This is a genomic window from Bartonella sp. CM31XJBT, assembly GCF_028618555.1.
Taxonomy (GTDB): Bacteria; Pseudomonadota; Alphaproteobacteria; order Rhizobiales; family Rhizobiaceae; genus Bartonella.
The window spans coordinates 1-19,633 of sequence record NZ_JAQITD010000012.1 but is presented as its reverse complement, the minus strand read 5'-3'; the positions used below and the strand labels follow the sequence as shown (position 1 = coordinate 19,633).

The window sequence follows — 19,633 nt, the reverse complement described above, 5'->3', positions numbered from 1 at the left end:
AAGAATTTATCATAAAAAGCAATAACTACATAATCTAATCACAGCTTTACAAAAATACAATAAATCCTTAAGAGGCAGAATACCAAAATACAATGAGAAAAATCTTAAAAAATAGATTCACTTTCCCCTATTGTATATCCTACAATATAAATCTTTTCACTAACTCAATAAATTATACAAGATAATTTTTCTAATGAACAAACTTTAATTTATATAGATAATTTATCGTTTTTGATATCGAACGACAGATCTAAATACAATAAAACGCTCTTATTTCAAACCTTCTGAATTAATCAAAACGATTTTCTTGCACGTCACACATATGAAATGAGCCTGTAGATAAAAACTTTTTAAGAAAGGCGTGAAATATTTTTTTTCATGCTTCTCTCAAATGCAAGAGCAATTGGAACACTCAAAGCTGACAAATAGTATGATACTATTTCTTACACTTTCATAAATACAAAGATGGTAATATCTAACGCCCCCCACGAACTACTCTCCTGAAACCAATGATTTTTTGCTGCTATGTTATTGATTTAAGAAAATCAATTGTTTTTCATGAATTTTCTATAAACTGTAAGACTATTCAAATGTAAAAGTCATCAATAAATTAGTTTTCTAAATATTTAAGGGGATCAACAGGTAATGAATTCTTACGCATCTCAAAATAGACACGTGGCGTTTTAACATTTCCTGAAACACCAGATTTAGCAATCTCATCACCGCGCCTTATCCTTTGTCCTTTGTTAACAACAAGCTTACTATTACATCCATAAATAGTGATAATATCATTTTCATGTCGAATCATCACAACATTACCAAGCTCTTTTAATCCATCTCCCGCGTAAATAACCACACCATTTTCTGCCGCCTTTACCGAAGACCCTTCAGGCACTGCAATATCTATTCCTCGATTCATTACTGTTCCCTTTTTTTGACCGAACTGGCTTAATAAACGCCCTCGTACTGGCCAACGCATCTTAGAAATTCCTGTGGCTTGCGGAGTCGTCATATTATCTGTATTCGTAACAGTACTTGACAAACGAGTCTCATGTTTCAATTGCGTCATCTGTTTAGAAAAATTTTTCTCAGAACTTGATTTGTTCATCTTTGCAGAGGGTGGCGTTGTTACAGGAGCTTTATATATAGGAGAGGACTTCTTGTTTTTTATAGAGGACATCACTTGAGATTGGGATGTAGATTCTGTAGTTGACACTGCCCAATCGTTATTATTGTGTGCATTTGAAGCTGATAATGTACGCCTGCTTGGAACAACCAGTACCTGACCGATATAAATGGAATTGCTGTTTATACCGTTTGCTAATTTTAATGCCTCAACACTAACCCCTACTTGTCGTGCAATACTGAGCAGTGTATCTCCACTCTGGACAATATAAGAATTCCGCCGAAAAATAGGAGATTTATCCATTTGTGAACGAGAAAGTGTTCCAAGATTACGTGGAGGGGAGCCCATAACGCGACCATCAGAAGAAGTTATCCTATCTTGATGTGGAAAATTATAGGGAGAATTGTCATCTCCCCACGAATCATCACCTGATTCCACAGGTGGCAATTCAGTGCTTTGTATCATACCACTACCGTATGATAGCATTCGCGGGTCTGTATACATAGTGCTTGATATATTTGATTGAGATGATACCGTACGATGAGAGAACGTATTGGAAAAACGCTGTGTACCAGAACTACAACCAGCAACAATAGTTACCACCGCTAAAAAAGTTATTCTCTGAAAATTATGCTGGAAAATATTATCCAAAGCTTTTAGATACATCGTTTTGCTCACTCATCAATAATCAACTCACTCCATTAAAGCTTTTTTAAATTACCGAAGAGTTAAAATGAGATGTTTTATTCATAAATATCTTTATATAAGATCAAAATGAATTTAACGTAGACAATTTGCAGAAACTTCTTAGCTTTTAAAAATTAAAGTATCTCCGCAATGCCTTTAATAAAAGGTTGGTAACGCACTTGGAATAGTTCTAAACACTCAAATCGACTACCAATTTTTGTATAGCGCGTCACCGTTTGTACCCCTTCGTCAGGTCCTATCGCCTGAATGAGAATTCCATTTTCAGCTAAAAGTTCTAAAAATTCCTTTGGTTCATCAAAACGTGATGGCCAAATAAGAATGCGATCAAATGATCCTAAGCCTGTCACACTATGACTTCCATCAATCTGCCTTATAACAATATTTTCAATTCCTAAAGTTTGAAATTTTTGGCGTGCTAAATCAACAAGCGTTTTATAACGATCAATCGTTGTCACGCGGTCACTCAGACATGCCATAAGAGCAGTACAAAAACCAGATCCTGTACCAATTTCTAAGACACGATGCCTTTTTTTCAACGATAATGCCGAAAGAATTAAGAGTTGTTCTTCCAAACGTTCCATATATTCACCACACTCAAGGGGAATAACTTTATTATCATAAGCACTATTGAACCAAGGAGCAGCAACAAACTGTTGACGCGGAATTTTCTCTAATGCCGAAAAAAATCGCACGTCATCAATGCCTTTGCTACGCATTTTCAGTACAAGAGCGGCTAACTCCTCACGAAATTGTAAAATACCCTTTTGCCCCATAGTATCATTCAATCTCCAATGGAGGTACACTTTTATCATACTGACAAACTGCTTCTTTTAAAATGGCAAAAACTTGCGTCTGTGTATCATCACCTCTTGGCAATAAACGCATATTGTCTCTCCTTTCGTAAAATTAAGCAGTAATACAGCGCATGCCTCCCATATAAGGTTGTAAAACATCTGGAATAATAATTGATCCATCAGCCTGTTGATAATTTTCAAGTACGGCAATAAGACAACGTCCAACAGCCGTACCAGAACCATTAAGGCTATGAACAAAATGCAATTTTTTATCGCCTTCTTTACGATAGCGCGCATTCATACGACGACCTTGAAAATCTCCACAAACTGAACAGCTAGAAATTTCACGATAACATTCTTGACCAGGAAGCCAAACCTCGATGTCATAGGTTTTACGCGCTGCAAACCCCATATCACCAGTAGAAAGAACCACTGTGCGAAAAGGCAAACCAAGCCGCTTTAATATATCTTCTGCACATTCCGTCATACGTTCTAATTCAATTAAAGACTGCTCTTCACTGGTAATCGAGACCATTTCAACTTTCCAAAATTGATGCTGACGCAACATACCGCGCGTATCACGACCGGCTGCTCCCGCCTCTGAACGAAAACAAGGAGATAAAGAAGAAAATCGCAGTGGTAAATCTGATATTTCAAGAATTTCATCGTTGACCAAATTGGTTAATGGCACTTCTGCTGTGGAAATAAGCCATCGACCATCTGTTGTACGAAAAAGGTCTTCAGCAAATTTCGGTAATTGTGCTGCTCCGTAAACAATTTCATCACGAACAAGAAGAGGTATTGAGACTTCTGTGTAACCATTCTCATTGACATGCACATCAAGCATAAACTGGCCTAATGCTCGTTCTAGCCGTGCTAATGCCCCTGAAAGTACTGTAAAACGTGTTCCAGACAAACGACTAGCTCGTTCAAAATTCATCTGCTTGAGATCTTGACCAAGATCAAAATGTTCCTTTGGTGTAAAATTAAATGTTGGAGGTGTACCAAAATGTCGAATGACGACATTATCACTTTCATCTTTACCTTCTGGAACATCATCTAATGGAATATTTGGAAGTGCTGAAAGAATTTTCTCAAGACTCTCCGTCAGCTGTTTTTCTTCCACTGTTGCAGAGGAAAGAAAAGCTTTAATCTCTTCAACTTCAGCTCTAAGACGTTCAGCCATTTGCTGATCCGATACCGCTAAAGCCTGTCCTATTTCCTTTGAAACAGCATTGCGACGTTTCTGCGCCAATTGCACCTTAGCAATATGCGACCGACGTGCAAGATCAAGTTGTATTAACCTTTCAGCTTGTGGCTCAAGACCTCTACTTACGAGTGCTTTATCTAATTTCTCAGGATTGTCACGAATCCACTTAATATCAAGCATAAAAATTCCTCATTTATATTGTTTTTATTCATTCCTTATCGCATAAGATTATACACTTTTCTTAAGCGGATTTTCTTCTCTTTTCTATACTGTAAGCAATTAAAATTGAAATCTCGTAAAGTGCTATCGTTGGTAAAGCCACTGCAAACATCGTAAAAAAATCCGACGGCGTTATGATTGCCGCAATAATAAAAGAGAGCAAAATAGCCCATTTTCGTTTAGACGCCAAATCATAAGACGTTAAAAATCCAATTTTTGTTAAAAGACTGATGACAAGAGGTAATTGAAAAATCAAACCAAAAATTAGGATAAACGATGTCATAAAGCCCAAATAATCAGAAATACGCACTATAAACTCTATTTTTAAATGAACATCTGGAAGAAATTGTTGAGAAAGGCTAAACCATAGTATTATTGGCGCTAATAGACCATAAACAAACGCTCCCCCAATACAAAATAAAATAGGCCCCCCAATGAGAAATGGTAAAAAAGCCATCCGCTCATTTTTATAAAGCCCTGGTGCAATAAAACTATAAAACTGAAAAGCCGTATAGGGAAAAGATAAAATAATTCCCCCAAAAGCAGAAAGCTTCATCTTCGTTAAAAAAGTTTCCCATACTTGCGTTGATTGCAAACGAATACCCTCAGGATTACCCCCTGCTATTTTCATTGCCCACTGATATGGCCATAGTAAAAAATTTAAGATATAATCTTTAACAAGAAAACACATCATAAAAGCGATCATAAATGCAACCAAGGCAGCAATAATTCGCTGACGAAGTTCAATTAAATGTTCTAAAAGTGGTGCCATATGGGCATCAACTTCATCTTTCTTAACATTCATGACATATCTTCTTTATCTTTAGAAGCAATAGATACTGTCGTATCTTTATTGGTTACGTTTTGATCGCATTCCAAAATTTCTTTATCTTTTTTTGATTTATGGTGTGTTGCCTTAACATCCAAATTATCGTGGATATCTTCTAATGTATTTTGAATGGGATCAAAAGTTTCTGCCAACTTCTTGCTTGAATCGCTAATATCCGAACATACTTTTTGCAAATCATCGCGCTCGATTTGTTTTATTACATCATCAAACTGATGACGAAGTTCATTTGCTGTTGAATACACATACGCTCTTATCTTTGCTACTGTCTTTAATATTTTAGGTAAATCTTTCGGTCCAACGACAATGATGAGAACAAGTAAGATTACGATAAACTCTGGTCCGTCAATCCCAAACATCTCTTAATTCGACTTTCTCATCAAAAAATAATGCACAATGATGATTGCGTTTTTGTTACTGTTTTTTAGCAACAGATGTTTTGCTTTTTTTAGAAGCAGAAGAAACCTTTCTGCGCGCTGTTGCATGTTTTACCGATAACGGCTGAGATTGTTGAGATTCTACATCAATTATTTGGGAAGTAGGAGCCATTTCAACTTTATCCTCAATGCTGTCATCTTCTTCCTTCATATTTTTTTTGAAGGCTTTAATTCCCTTAGCAACATCGCCCATTAATTCAGAAATTTTACCGCGACCGAAAAGCACAAAGATAATCAATAAAATTATAATTAAATGCGTTGGTGAAAAAATATTACCCATTACTCTCTCTAACTTATGCTTTTAAATTTGATTTCATTTATTCATGCTTCCTCTGAAGAATGTATCAAAATAATATCTTACTTGTATATTTTCTTCTTAACTTAAAAACAATTACACGCTTTTATTGCAAAAGAACTTTTTATCCTCTCATCCCTTTTTAGCGTACTATAACACAAACTATTCAACAATGATAAACCGCCTCATACAAAATTCAAAACACTTAAAAACTTTTCTAAAATAACTTCATCTGATCTCCTAGGTTACTCATCTTCCTGTAAATACTATAACTAATGTCTCTCCTTTTACACAATGTTTTACGTATCATTACAAACATTTCCGTCAAATTATCCTTTACTGATAAAGATCATAACATGTTGTAAAATACTTTACGTATTCAATTAAAAAATTCAGAAAGAAAAATCTCTAAAAAACTTTCTTAACACATCATCAGTCTCTTCAAAAACTATCATCTTACGCACAACATTTATTCTTTGCGTTGGGGTAGGAATTTTATCATTCATTATTCTATGTACAATACGAAATATGAGCCATCATCGCGTTCAGTTAAATATCTGGCGTATAAATAAAAACTATTAGCGGAAAGAGTAAAAATGCACTTTATGAACTAACTCAAGTGCCAAGAGGTATGGCAATACTGCTAAAAAATAAAAAAGGTACCAGCTTGCGCCTTTATTCAGAAAATACCTCCATATAACCAGCTCTCTAAGCCACTGTATGCTCTAACTATTACACGTCTCCGGATTCTGGGCATGCGTTCTCATAATATCATGTGTTTAACCTATCTCAGTATTGAAAACAGAATGGGCAGGAATAGAAAATTACATTCAATCAAAGGCATGGTATCGAAGCATAATCCATATAAAAAGAATTTCTTATCCTAGCCTTTTTTATAAGATTACCTCATAAAGCCGCTCGATAATACAGTGTTAGAGATAGATAAACCTATTTACTTTAGTTTAAAATTCCTCATTTTGATTGAGATAGCTTGCAGAGCACATATCAATTTTTAAAAGTTTTATTTTAGCATCATACACAATAACCTAGCTATTTAGCGTGTATAATGTAAAGCTTTGGCTCCGCTTAAAGCAATGAGATTCATTCACACTTTTACAAAAATCTATCACTATAACACCAGCACTTTATTGCTCTATCCATAATTTTACGCTCGCTAAAAAAACTTATAAATGTAACAATGTTTTTATCAAGCATTTGAAATTCTTTAATCTTTAAACAAGAAAATTTATGAATGAATTTGAAAGATACCCTTCAATTTTTCAACAAACTTCACTAATATTCTCGTTAATTGAGTGTTTTTTATAGTCTTCCTGGAAGAGTCCGCGATCATAAAGAAAAATCTCTTACAACATAAATATCTCTATTGAAATGTTTGATCTCTTCTTGTCTATCTTTCATATAAAAAATTTAAAATTTTAACGATTAATCTCATAATATAAAAATAGCCTTGTGAATAAATGCTCCGATGACATTAATATTTTTTCTGTAGTGTATAATGTGGGAGTGAGGGTATTGTTTGATTTCTATAAGAATATTTTTATGGATATCAATTCTATTATTCTATGCTAATAATCCGGTACAGTTATACATATGATAGAGTTTACTCCATGAATTATCGGCATATTTATCATGCTGGCAATTTTGCTGATGTTTTTAAACACATTATTGTCACTCGCATTGTAGAATATCTCAAACGCAAAGAAAAAGCTTTTCGCGTTATAGATACGCATGCTGGAATCGGTATTTATGACCTTTCTTCTTTAGAAGCATATAAAACAGGAGAGTGGCGCGAAGGTGTCCAACGACTTTTTTCAACTCCTATCCCAGAAGATTTAAGAACACTCCTTTGTCCATGGTGTGATATCATTGATGCCCTCAATAAAGGGGAAAAAGAAATTGTATTTTATCCTGGATCTCCTGTTCTTATTCGTCAATTATTACGGAAACAAGATCGCCTCACCGCAATAGAATTGCACAATGAAGATTATCATATTTTAGCAAAAAACTTTGCAGGAGATTATCAGACAAAAGTTCTGCATTTAGATGGTTGGCTTTCCTTAAATGCTCATGTACCACCAAAAGAAAAACGTGGGTTTATCCTTGTTGACCCTCCCTTTGAAAAAACTGGAGAGTTTTCCCGCCTTATTGATGGATTAACGAAAGCCTATCGTCGCTTTTCTGGAGGAATCTACGCTTTATGGTATCCTGTTAAATATGACAAAGAAATTGAAAGTTTTCTTCACGCGCTTTATCAAACCGGAATTCCTAAGATTCTACAGCTTGAAATGCGTATCCGAAAAAGTTCAAGTCCACCGACAATGAATGGAAGTGGTATGATTATTATTAACCCTCCCTACCTTTTGGAAGAAGAAATGAAAAAACTCAGCCCCTTTCTTATCAACCGTCTGGGACAAGATGAAAATGCCCAAATAACGCATAAGTGGCTTCAAAAAGAACATCTATTATGTTAGACTTTTCTCTATATTTTTTCTAAATCAAATATCATGTTGTAAAATACAAAGGCATTAAATGATAAAGTTCTTTGATTCTTTGGATAATACCAACATATTATAATGGTAAGCTAATAACGATCAGCGTGAATTAATTTTTTTCCTTTTAGAAAGTCTATCCTCTTAATCATCATGAATTTCCTATTCAATCATTTTAATGGATAAATTAGGCAAATTCATAAAGCTGTCTTAGAATAACAACTCTCATGTTTTTTATGAAAGATCGGCTCTCTAAAATCATACTCTTATGCTATAAGATATTATTTATAGAAAAAAATTATAAAGACATAAATAATCATTATTTAATAAAAAAGAATATTTCATACATTAAACGAACAACATATTTGTAATAAACGGAATGGTCCTGAAAAGTAATACAAATTGTCCGCAAAATGAACGGGAAAAACTTTCTTTTCTCTCTAATATTACATGGCATAATGCTAATCAAAGCAATGAGAAAAATCAATTCCAAGGTATCAAGTTCATACAAGAGTTTGTTAGACACCTTCCGCATAAGCCAGGGGTTTACCGGATGATTGGTGAAAATGGTGATATTCTCTATGTTGGCAAAGCCCGTAATCTCAAAAAACGTGTTTCAAACTATACACGTGAACAAGGACACAATAATCGTATTACCCGCATGATTCGTGCAACATATCATATGGAATTTATCGTCACCCATACAGAAACAGAAGCACTCCTTTTAGAAGCCAATCTCATCAAAAGATTGCATCCACATTTTAATGTACTCCTACGTGATGATAAAAGTTTTCCTTATATTATGATTACAGATGATCATCGAGTGCCTGCACTTTACAAACATCGTGGTGCTCGAATACGAAAAGCTCACTATTTTGGTCCTTTTGCTTCTGCTGGTGCAGTGACACAAACAGTTCATGTTTTACAACGCGTCTTTTTATTACGAACCTGTACTGATTCAGTTTTTGAAAACCGTACACGCCCCTGCTTGCTTTATCAAATTAAGCGATGTTCTGCACCTTGTACTCATGAAATTAGTGACAGTGATTATAAAGAACTGGTGAAAGGAGCAAAAGCGTTCCTTTCGGGAAAAGATCAATCTATTAAAAGCGATATGGTTCAAGCTATGCATAAAGCCGCAGAAAATCTTGATTTTGAACAAGCAGCTTCCTATCGTGACCGCTTATCAGCCCTTTCTCACATACAAAGCCATCAAGGTATTAATCCTCAAACGATAAAAGAAGCGGATGTATTTGCAATTGCGCAAAAAGAAGGAATGACCTGTATTCAAGTGTTCTTTTTTCGCATGGGGCAAAATTGGGGAAACCGTGCCTATTTTCCTAAAGCAGATCCCTCTTTTTCCCGCACTGAAATTTTAGCGAGTTTTCTTGCCCAATTTTACGATGATAAACCACTTCCTAAAAGCATCCTTTTATCTGAAGAAATTGAAGAAAAGACACTTCTTACAGAGGCATTTAGTCTCAAAGCAAATCACAAAGTGTCCCTCTCTTTACCTAAACAAGGTGAACGAAAAACTCTTGTTAATCGTGCCTATCTCAATGCTCATGAAGCACTTGAACATAAGCTTTCTGAAACAGCCACCCATACAAAATTGCTTCAAGGTCTTGCTAAAACATTCCAACTACCTGTTCCTCCACGCCGGATAGAAGTCTATGACAATTCTCATATCATGGGAACAAATGCTGTAGGGGCTATGATTGTTGCTGGTCAAATGGGATTTATTAAAAATCAATATCGAAAATTCAACATTCGCTCAACAGATATCACGCCTGGCGATGATTTTGGCATGATGAAAGAAGTGATTAAACGAAGATTTTCACGCCTTATCAAAGAGTATGATCTGCCAAATAGAAGTCATGACATAAAAGATGATGATCTTTTTCCCATTTGGCCTGACCTTATCTTAATCGATGGTGGTGAAGGACAAATCAACAGCGTACATGCAATACTTGCTGAATTACAATTAAATGATCTCTTCACAGTTGTTGGAATCGCCAAAGGTGTTGACCGTCATGCGGGACGTGAACGATTTTTTATAAAAGGTATCCCCCCCTTTACACTTCCTCCACGTGATCCTATCCTCTATTTTTTGCAACGTCTGCGTGATGAAGCACACCGTTTTGCGATTGGAACTCATAGGATAAAACGAAAAAAAGCAACATTCAAAAACCCACTTGATGAAATCGAAAATATTGGTCCGACAAGAAAGCGTGCATTGCTTCATCATTTTGGAAGTGCCAAAGCTGTTGCTAGTGCCTCATTTGAAGATTTAAAAAAAGTTACGGGAATTTCTATGACAATTGCACAAAAAATTCATAACCATTTTCATGAAAAATAGGCTTGTTTCATAACCTTCGACTTGTTACGTTAAGGAAATATATTCTCTTTCACAAGAATTAAAAATGGCTCCATGAAAAATCATACTTTTTCTTTTCCAAATATTTTAACTTATGCACGAATTGTTGCAGTCCCAATGGTTGTTGCATGCTTTTTTTTAGAAGGGCGACTACAATCAAGTGATATCACTCGCTGGATTGCTGTTTCCATTTTTATCGTTGCATCCATTACTGACTTTCTTGACGGTTACCTTGCTCGTATTTGGGAACAAACATCCAATATTGGTCGCATGTTAGATCCAATTGCCGATAAACTTCTCGTCTCTGCTTGTTTGCTCTTGCTTGCCGCAGACAGTACCATCGCTGGGTGGACACTATGGGCAGCTATTATCATTCTTTGCAGAGAAATTCTTGTATCAGGATTACGTGAATATTTGGCTGAGTTAAAAGTTAGTGTTCCTGTCTCTCGTCTTGCAAAATGGAAAACTTTTGTACAAATGATCGCTATTGTATTTCTTTTAGCTGGACCAGCCGGTAATAAAATTTTCCCTTACACAGTAGAGTTTGGCATTACTATGCTGTGGATTTCTGCCCTCCTTACATTGTGGACAGGGTGGGATTATTTTCGTGCAGGTTTAAAACACGTTATCCTATGAAGAGTATGGAGATTTATAATGATAATTTATCTTTTTGTACTTAAATAAGAGATAAGAATAGCATAAGATTGATTTATTTTTATTAATGATAAATCAATCAAGCACTTTTTTGCACATTACAAGTAAGGGTGGTATATAGATAAAAGCTCTTCAAAAAAGAGTAAATAGGCTTTATATTTTCGTAAAAGCAGCTGTAATATTAAAAGCTAAAAAACAATTAATGCTCCATATGCTTTCAAAAAAGTCTATAATCTTATAAGCAAAAAACCGAAATATAGTGTTTCGGATTTTTGCTTCTTATATACGCTTTATTATTATAAACGCTTTATTAACCAACAATTTCTATCTCAGAAAACCAAAAGGCGATTTCTGTTTTTGCCGTTTCAGCACTATCGGATCCATGGACAGAATTTTCGCCAATCGATAAAGCATGAACCTTACGAATTGTCCCTTCTTCTGCATCACTAGGATTCGTAGCCCCCATTACTTCACGGTTTTTAGCTATTGCATTTTTGCCTTCCAAAACTTGTACAACGGTTGGACCAGAAGACATGAATTCAACCAATTCACTAAAAAAAGGGCGTTCTTTATGAATAGCATAAAATTTTTCAGCCTCACGTTTGCTCATCCAAACACGTTTAGACGCAATAACACGTAGCTCCGCATCCTCAAGCATTTTAGTAATTGCGCCAGTCAAATTACGACGGGTTGCATCTGGTTTAATCATCGAAAAAGTACGCTCTAAAGCCATTTACTCACCTTTATTTCATTTATAACATTCTCTGACTGTTTCTATAGCGAGCAAGGAGCCCTTTGCCAAGTGACTCTGCAAAAATCTACACAAATTCTCAAAATATAGAATGAATTATAAAGAAAACTTTAATAAAAATACCTGCAATCGCTCATCCCATCATAAAGATGCGCTACCGACTCTCAATAAATATTGAACCTTCTTTCATAATCTTAAATGCTTCCCATCAAAATTATCATTTAAGCAATAAAAAGTCATAAGAAAAAACTCACATGCAAAAAATATATCTTTTTGAAAGCCTTCTTCTTTAAAGAGGACGAACCTAGACACTTGGTTTGAAAATCCTTCTACACACATTGAGATCAATTAAAAAATAACCATATACTTAGAAACTATAGCGTACACCTATAATTCCCTGAAGGGACTGTTTTGTTTTACGCCCTTTAATATAATGGGCCTCACCATATAACTTTAACTTCTCACTCACTAAACTGCTTAAACCTATTCCTAATTTACCTGCATTCCCTGATAAGTCCGTGGTAAAGGAATGCCGTTGATTAATTAACGTTTGATTGTCATCTTTATTCTCACGCAACCATGCTGCTGTAATATACGCAAGCGATGAGGAATCCATGTGAGAACCAAATTCATATCCTAAAGATAAACCAACCTCACTGCGTAATGAAGTGAATGGACGCATGTCACCTGTCATGTCATTCGATAACTTGATTTCTTTACCCTCAACTTGCAACCATGTAAATTGTCCATAAGGCTGCAACCAACTGTTCTTTGACGTCTGAAGTCGATAACCTGCTTCAAAGGAGGCGCCCACCGCCCATTGCCTATAACTTCCTTCAATCCCTAAACCATTCGTTGAAACTGCCTTTAGAGTATTTTGATAATGATTGTATTTTAAAATACCATCGAGATACCATCCACTATGATCCAAATAAGTGACATAAGCGCCAATACCATAAGTATTGATACCACTGATACCCCCCCGTGCATGCGCAACACGGACACGATCATAACTGCCAAAACCACCTATATAAAATTCTCCATTTTCCCACTCGCTTAAACCATTGATCCCTAAAACAATACCTGTCTGATCTAACTTAAAATCTATATGCTCTGTCGCAATACTCTCTTTAGATTTAATCGCATAGGTCCATAAAGCTGCATTCTTTTTACTTTTATTTAGAATCCCTCTTCCCGCACGCACTGTTTGCATTTCGTTGTGAAACACCATCGCTGGAGCTACAGACATAGACAATACCGCATCTGTAGAGGGCGTGGTCAAAAAGTGAGAAACTGAAAGCGTCTCACTCAATTGTGGAGAAGGCTGTTCTTTATGAACTGGACGCACAATCATCTGATCGGCTAAAGAGTGAGAAGATTCTGAAACAGCAGTTTGTTGCTCTTCAGCAGAAAGAGGATGAGAACTGGCTAGAGGAAACACCAGACGATTCTGATTTTCTTGAGAGGAAGATACAGAAACACTAGAGACATTCTGCGCTTCTCTTAAATGACGTGGAGGCCGTAGTTTAGCTGGTTGTTTTGTAGTAGGTTTACGAGAACCGGTATTTTTTCCTCTAGAAGAAGCACCTTGCTCAGACAATGCAAGAGGAATCTTCGTTTTCTTGTTTACACACTGTGTTTCAGTATTCGAACGTGTCGTACCTTCAGAGGCAGAACTTAAATACCAAATTGTAGAATAACCACTAGAATCAGCACATCTTTCTCTCTTTCGTAAAACATACTGATAAGCTCCACCATCAACAGCTGTAATGTCCTTACCCGAAAGATCTTCCAGAATAAAATTAGCGCCTCCAAATTTATTAGTAACTAAATTAATCTCTGTGGTCCAACCATTTTTCTGAGAGATAGGACCTGTAATTTCACGACCAGAATCTGCAACGCTTATTTTGTGATTACCTGAACCTTCATCAATCGACAAGTAATCACTTGCATCCCCCGTAGCACTAATATTGAATCGAAAATGCAAACTTCCTGAAAGTTTCTCAACATGAAGTGAAATATGTCGTGGATCATACGGGATAGAAGTAAAAATAACAGTCCCATTCTTCCCCCCTAAATCTTCAATTTCAATCTGAGGTTTTTCTCCCATATTCCGTTCACCAACCTCAAATATTGTTTCTTCAACTCTGTCCTTTATAGGAATTTTTTTCTTAGTCGTATGATTTGTCCTATCACCAGCGAATAAATAAAGTTCTCCGTGATCATTGATCCTTACTTCTCCAACGACATCTTTTATACCAACATGGAACCACGACTTAGCAAAGCTGTTAACAGTCAGACCATCCACAAACCCTTCAGGATATACAACTTGAATAGCATGATCTTTCAAATTAGTAGCAAAAGATTCTCCTAACGCTAAAACGTGCTGCCTCCCATTTCCAGAGACCTCAGCATACATTGATTTTCCCCCCTCTTTTCTTTCTCCTGCATAAAGATTTTGTTCTCCGTTATTTTCCACTTTCGTATACCACACCCACGCTCCATCATACACATTCTGCTGTCCCACTGCTCCACTATCCCCCGAAACTGTGGATTTATATGCACTACTTTTTCTCTCCACGCTTGTAAGATCAATATTTTTCTCTTCATGAACAAACTGCTGACCTCCAAGGATTTTAGCATCTATTGCATTTCCTCCACGCGTAACTATTTGCATCCCTCCTTTTTCAATAGTGGCACCTACAGAAGTTGCTCCATTTTCAACAATTTCAACACCACCACCTTCGATCTTAACATTATTGTTGAAAAGGGTTGTAATCAGTGCTGAACCTTTTGGTACCTTCCCTCCACTTCCCACATTTTCTAATCTTTTTAACTCTTCATTCCTGTTTTCAACTGCACTTGCAACTTGTACAAGACAACTACTGATCATCAATACTGAAAAACTCAACTTATGTTTATACTGCATTATCGACACTCCACTCTCAATTATTTAGAAAAATATCCCACGGCTACGTAGGTAACTCGTCTTAGATTGTATCGTAATGTGTTTTATTTATGTTTAGAAACACTTTTTAAGTGTATTTTTTAATATAAACAACTTTAAGTTGTGTTTCTATAAAAGCCACTAGAAAGTTCTAACTTACGGCTGAAAATCTTAATAAAATTCAAATTGTTTACTTGAGTTCAAGGAACAATTTTCAATATTTGAAGTTAGATGAACAAAATGCTCGTGCCTAACGAGGTCACGTCCTTCACGGAACACAAAACGCCTTTGAATTGTACATTCACGCGCTTGTTTTAAAGAGACATCTCTCAACGCACCCGAACCCATTTCGCGACGTCATCCCATGAATGGTATACCGGTAAAGCCATTGCGTCCCCAATCTTTACGCTTATGAAGAAGCGAGCCGATATCATCATACACTTTGCCATCCTAATGTTATGATAGCCCTTGACACTAGAGAAGATTCATAAGAGACATTTTTACTCTTTTCTTATATAGTTTTTATACACATGTTCATCCCGCTTGTGATGTGCTAGGCGAATAATTTTGATTGATTCAACATAAACAGATTTGAAATGAGAGAATCCTATGATACTCGGGACTCTCATTCAACATGCATAGAAATGAATTATTATTATAAATTCAGTATGTTGCCTTTAAAAGAGAGAGTATAAAGACATTCCTACTATTTGAGAAAGTCCCTATACTCTCGAAAAGACATAGCCGGGCGTTATCTGTTTAAGCTTGCAAAACAATTACATTTGTAAAATTAATCAGCCGTGTACACACATATTTAGAAACTATAGCGTAATCCTAAAATACCTTGAAGAGCATTCTTAATCTTATGTCCTTTTAGATAATGTGCTTCCGCATAAAGTGTTAGTTTATCATTGACCGTACCGTTTAAACCAATTCCCAATTTACCCGCACTGCCTGATAAATCTGTAATAAATTTATACTGCTTATTAATTGTCGTATAATTATTATTTATATTCTCACGCAACCAAGCTGCCATAATGTAAGCTGTTAATGAAGTTTCTGAATTCACAAAAAATTCATGTCCTGCAGTCAATCCAACTTCACTGCGGAATGAATTTAATGGGCTTAGATCACCTATCATTTCATTGGAAAGTTTTATTCTTTTACCTTCAACCTGCAAACCTGTTAGCTTGATATAAGGCTGCATCCAAGTATTCTGTGCCGGTTCAAAATAACAGCCAATCTCAAATGATCCACCTATCGCCCACTGATTGTAATGACTTTGAATAGCTAAACCATTCGTTGAGATGGCTTTTAAATTATCTCGGTAATAATTATATTTCAAAACACCATCCATATACCATCCACGATGATCAAAATAAGTTGCGTAAGTTCCAATGCTATAAGAGCTCAAATCACTATCACCACCTCGTGCATGAGAAACACGTGCTTGATCATAACTCCCAAAACCACCAACATACAACTCTCCATGCCTTAATTCACTCAACTGATCAGCACCAAAGACTAAACCTGTCTGCCCAAGCTTAAAGTGTGTATGGCCTGTCGCAACACGTTCTCTGCTCTTAATCCCATAAGTCCATAGTTCGATATCTTTCTTATTTCTGTCCCAAATTTTTCTACCATTCCGTACAACTTGCAACTCATTATTAAAAATAAGTCCAGGGACTACGGACAACGTTAACACTGCATCTGTAGAGGGGGTTGTTGATGTTTCACCAGGAAAAAAAGGATCTGTCGGATCTGGCATAGAAGGCTCTGGTCCACTGAGGCGGTCTGCCGATAAAAACCAAACTTTCCCATTTTCATCCTTTCTTTCTTTCAAATCATACATATAAGTTCCACCATCAATGGCGTTAATTTTTTCACCCTTAAGATCTGTCAGCGTAAAATGCGCACCACCACTTTGATCCGTAATTAAATCACGCTTATTTGAAAAAGGATCCGTGATTTCAACTCCAGAATCAGCAACACTTATTGTATGTTTCCCAGCGCCTTTCTCAACCAAGAGATAATCACCACGGTTATGGGCAATCGTAGTATTGAACGCGAAATGTAAATTTCCTGAAAGATTATTCACATGAAGCTGAGAATAATATGGATCAGAACCTGTAAACGAAAAAATAACACTCCCTTCACCACTTAATTTTTGTATCAAAGAACTTTTTCCATCAAACTCATCAGTAACAGAGTACAGTTTTGTATCTTTTCCATTTAAAATAATATCTTCTACTGTGGTGCGTTGTTGATCATTCCCAGCATAAAGATGGATCTGCCCAGAATGGTTTACCTGTGTCTTGCCTTCTAATGTTGCTCCAGCATGCACCCATGATTTTGTTTGATCATTCATTGTTAGATTCTTTACAGATCCATCAGTATATATTTCCTGAATAGCACTCTCATTTAAAGTGACTCCAATAGCCTGACCGCCTTTTAAGATACGTTGTTTACCACCACCAAAAACTTCTGTGTCAAATGCAAAACCACCATTTTTTGCACTCTGAGACTTTTTTCCAACCTCTTGGACACCCCCTCGCATAACTTTCGTATTCCAAACTTTTCCGCCATCATATACTTTTTGTTGGCCTAGTGTTTCATCTTGACCATAAATGACAGTATGAGAAGCACTACTCCCTTTAATCTCTCCTCCAATATCCCCCTCGCCGAAAACAAGCTGCTCACCACCATAAATTTTAGTCCCTTCTACTTTTCCTCCATTTCCAACACTTTGGTGTCCGCCTTCTTCAACAACAGCATTTTTCGAAAAACCTTGTTTTCCCTTCAAAGCCTGAACATTTTCAATTCCACCATGTTCAATTTTACTATTCTCACTGAGTCCTCCTGCATACACATAAAGCTCTGCACCATTCCTTACAGTGTTATTAATGGATCGCCCTGGACTATCAATCTCACCATCATTTGAAATGTATGCTTTACCTTCATTATCAAGGATATAATTTTCTAAAATTGCCCCATCTTTAATGGAGATAAGTTCAGGCTTTTTAAGAAACGCAGTATTTTGTTCTTGTGCATTATATCCAGCATTGTCACGATGACTACTGTCAAGTTCCTGTTGACTCGCAAACACTCTAGCACCCTTATCCATGATAAAATCGCTAGGCTTTTTCAAAAAGTCTAATTCATTGCGCGTTCTTACCATGGCATCATTAGAGGCTCCAAGTATGCATCTGCCTGTTTTCATATCCTCATTGTATTGATCTTGAAATACTTTATCATTTTCATAACTTGAAGATTGACAAAAAAGTGCTGTTCCCCCCTCATTTGCAGCAGCAGCTTGCACAAAACAGCTGCTCAACATGAGTATCCAACAATGTCGTTTCCATTTATATTGTAGAGCCATATCCTCCCCCTTCACGCCTGCATAGACACTAAACGTAATTAGCTCTACAAAATATATTTTCAACCTTAGATTGCAACAATCCTTCTTAAAAATCCTCCTTATCTCATAAAAAACCGTTCTTTATAGTTTTTAAATACTTTTTTGATCAAGAATATAAGAGCGCTCTTATAGTGCTTCTTTAGCATTTTCTCGGAGTTTTCTTATCAAAGATAAAAAGTAATGCATAATCAAGTATATAAGGGTATACAGTTTATCATGAACAACGAAGCTGCATGCTCTGAAAAATTGTTCTCTGAACCTTTAATTAAAGACCTTTAAAACAATCATATATTTAAAGATAACTAAAAAATAACCATATATTTAGAAACTATAGCGTACACCTATAATTCCCTGAAGGGACTGTTTTGTTTTACGCCCTTTAATATAATGGGCCTCACCATATAACTTTAACTTCTCACTCACTAAACTGCTTAAACCTATTCCTAATTTACCTGCATTCCCTGATAAGTCCGTGGTAAAGGAATGCCGTTGATTAATTAACGTTTGATTGTCATCTTTATTCTCACGCAACCATGCTGCTGTAATATACGCAAGCGATGAGGAATCCATGTGAGAACCAAATTCATATCCTAAAGATAAACCAACCTCACTGCGTAATGAAGTGAATGGACGCATGTCACCTGTCATGTCATTCGATAACTTGATTTCTTTACCCTCAACTTGCAACCATGTAAATTGTCCATAAGGCTGCAACCAACTGTTCTTTGACGTCTGAAGTCGATAACCTGCTTCAAAGGAGGCGCCCACCGCCCATTGCCTATAACTTCCTTCAATCCCTAAACCATTCGTTGAAACTGCCTTTAGAGTATTTTGATAATGATTGTATTTTAAAATACCATCGAGATACCATCCACTATGATCCAAATAAGTGACATAAGCGCCAATACCATAAGTATTGATACCACTGATACCCCCCCGTGCATGCGCAACACGGACACGATCATAACTGCCAAAACCACCTATATAAAATTCTCCATTTTCCCACTCGCTTAAACCATTGATCCCTAAAACAATACCTGTCTGATCTAACTTAAAATCTATATGCTCTGTCGCAATACTCTCTTTAGATTTAATCGCATAGGTCCATAAAGCTGCATTCTTTTTACTTTTATTTAGAATCCCTCTTCCCGCACGCACTGTTTGCATTTCGTTGTGAAACACCATCGCTGGAGCTACAGACATAGACAATACCGCATCTGTAGAGGGCGTGGTCAAAAAGTGAGAAACTGAAAGCGTCTCACTCAATTGTGGAGAAGGCTGTTCTTTATGAACTGGACGCACAATCATCTGATCGGCTAAAGAGTGAGAAGATTCTGAAA

Annotated in this window: 13 protein-coding genes and 1 pseudogene; 3 read left to right on the top strand and 11 right to left on the bottom strand. The window is 36.3% G+C overall.

From position 1 onward, the window contains the following. Window positions 1–610: 610 nt before the first annotated feature. The 6 genes from PVV63_RS06360 to tatA form a co-directional block, all read right to left on the bottom strand. Window positions 611–1,792, bottom strand: coding sequence for a peptidoglycan DD-metalloendopeptidase family protein (locus PVV63_RS06360; RefSeq protein WP_273791133.1), 1,182 nt, complete (start codon window positions 1,790–1,792; stop codon window positions 611–613). Between the two features lie 155 nt (window positions 1,793–1,947). Then, window positions 1,948–2,607, bottom strand: coding sequence for a protein-L-isoaspartate(D-aspartate) O-methyltransferase (locus PVV63_RS06355; protein WP_273791164.1), 660 nt, complete (start codon window positions 2,605–2,607; stop codon window positions 1,948–1,950). A 133-nt stretch (window positions 2,608–2,740) separates the two neighbouring features. Further along, window positions 2,741–4,018, bottom strand: coding sequence for a serine--tRNA ligase (serS, locus tag PVV63_RS06350; RefSeq protein WP_273791132.1), 1,278 nt, complete (start codon window positions 4,016–4,018; stop codon window positions 2,741–2,743). A gap of 61 nt (window positions 4,019–4,079) precedes the next feature. Beyond that, a complete protein-coding gene (tatC, locus tag PVV63_RS06345) occupies window positions 4,080–4,862 on the bottom strand; it encodes a twin-arginine translocase subunit TatC (RefSeq protein WP_273791131.1) in 783 nt (260 codons plus the stop codon). Further along, entirely contained in the window at window positions 4,859–5,263 is a 405-nt protein-coding gene (locus PVV63_RS06340) for a twin-arginine translocase subunit TatB (RefSeq protein ID WP_273791130.1), read from the bottom strand. Before PVV63_RS06340 ends, tatC begins: the two co-directional genes overlap by 4 nt. A gap of 55 nt (window positions 5,264–5,318) precedes the next feature. After that, the gene (gene tatA, locus PVV63_RS06335; RefSeq protein WP_273791129.1) at window positions 5,319–5,621 is read right to left on the bottom strand and encodes a twin-arginine translocase TatA/TatE family subunit; all 303 of its coding nucleotides are present in this window, start codon (window positions 5,619–5,621) and stop codon (window positions 5,319–5,321) included. Window positions 5,622–7,264: 1,643 nt separating this feature from the next. Between tatA and PVV63_RS06330 the strand changes: the two genes are divergently transcribed. From PVV63_RS06330 to pgsA, 3 genes are all read left to right on the top strand, one after another. Then, a complete protein-coding gene (locus PVV63_RS06330; protein WP_273791128.1) occupies window positions 7,265–8,128 on the top strand; it encodes a 23S rRNA (adenine(2030)-N(6))-methyltransferase RlmJ in 864 nt (287 codons plus the stop codon). A gap of 397 nt (window positions 8,129–8,525) precedes the next feature. After that, window positions 8,526–10,505, top strand: coding sequence for an excinuclease ABC subunit UvrC (gene uvrC / locus PVV63_RS06325; RefSeq protein ID WP_273791127.1), 1,980 nt, complete (start codon window positions 8,526–8,528; stop codon window positions 10,503–10,505). Between the two features lie 72 nt (window positions 10,506–10,577). Next, window positions 10,578–11,159 carry a CDP-diacylglycerol--glycerol-3-phosphate 3-phosphatidyltransferase gene (gene pgsA / locus PVV63_RS06320; RefSeq protein WP_273723320.1) on the top strand — a complete coding sequence of 194 codons (582 nt, stop codon included), beginning with the start codon at window positions 10,578–10,580 and terminating at the stop codon, window positions 11,157–11,159. Between the two features lie 328 nt (window positions 11,160–11,487). Here the strand turns inward: pgsA and ndk are convergent, their stop codons facing one another. The 5 genes and pseudogenes from ndk to PVV63_RS06295 form a co-directional block, all read right to left on the bottom strand. Beyond that, complete coding sequence (ndk, locus tag PVV63_RS06315; protein WP_273791126.1) at window positions 11,488–11,910, bottom strand: nucleoside-diphosphate kinase; 423 nt, start codon at window positions 11,908–11,910, stop codon at window positions 11,488–11,490. A gap of 385 nt (window positions 11,911–12,295) precedes the next feature. Next, window positions 12,296–14,857 carry a BafA family autotransporter gene (gene bafA, locus PVV63_RS06310; RefSeq protein WP_273791125.1) on the bottom strand — a complete coding sequence of 854 codons (2,562 nt, stop codon included), beginning with the start codon at window positions 14,855–14,857 and terminating at the stop codon, window positions 12,296–12,298. Window positions 14,858–15,115: 258 nt separating this feature from the next. Next, window positions 15,116–15,350 (bottom strand): annotated as a pseudogene (locus PVV63_RS10505) (integrase arm-type DNA-binding domain-containing protein); the annotation flags it as partial. A 339-nt stretch (window positions 15,351–15,689) separates the two neighbouring features. Continuing rightward, window positions 15,690–18,254 (bottom strand): BafA family autotransporter, encoded by a 2,565-nt coding sequence (bafA, locus tag PVV63_RS06300; protein WP_273791124.1) that lies wholly within the window; start codon window positions 18,252–18,254, stop codon window positions 15,690–15,692. Window positions 18,255–18,614: 360 nt separating this feature from the next. Next, the coding region (locus PVV63_RS06295; protein WP_273791123.1) for an autotransporter outer membrane beta-barrel domain-containing protein at window positions 18,615–19,633 on the bottom strand (1,019 nt) is incomplete at its 5' end.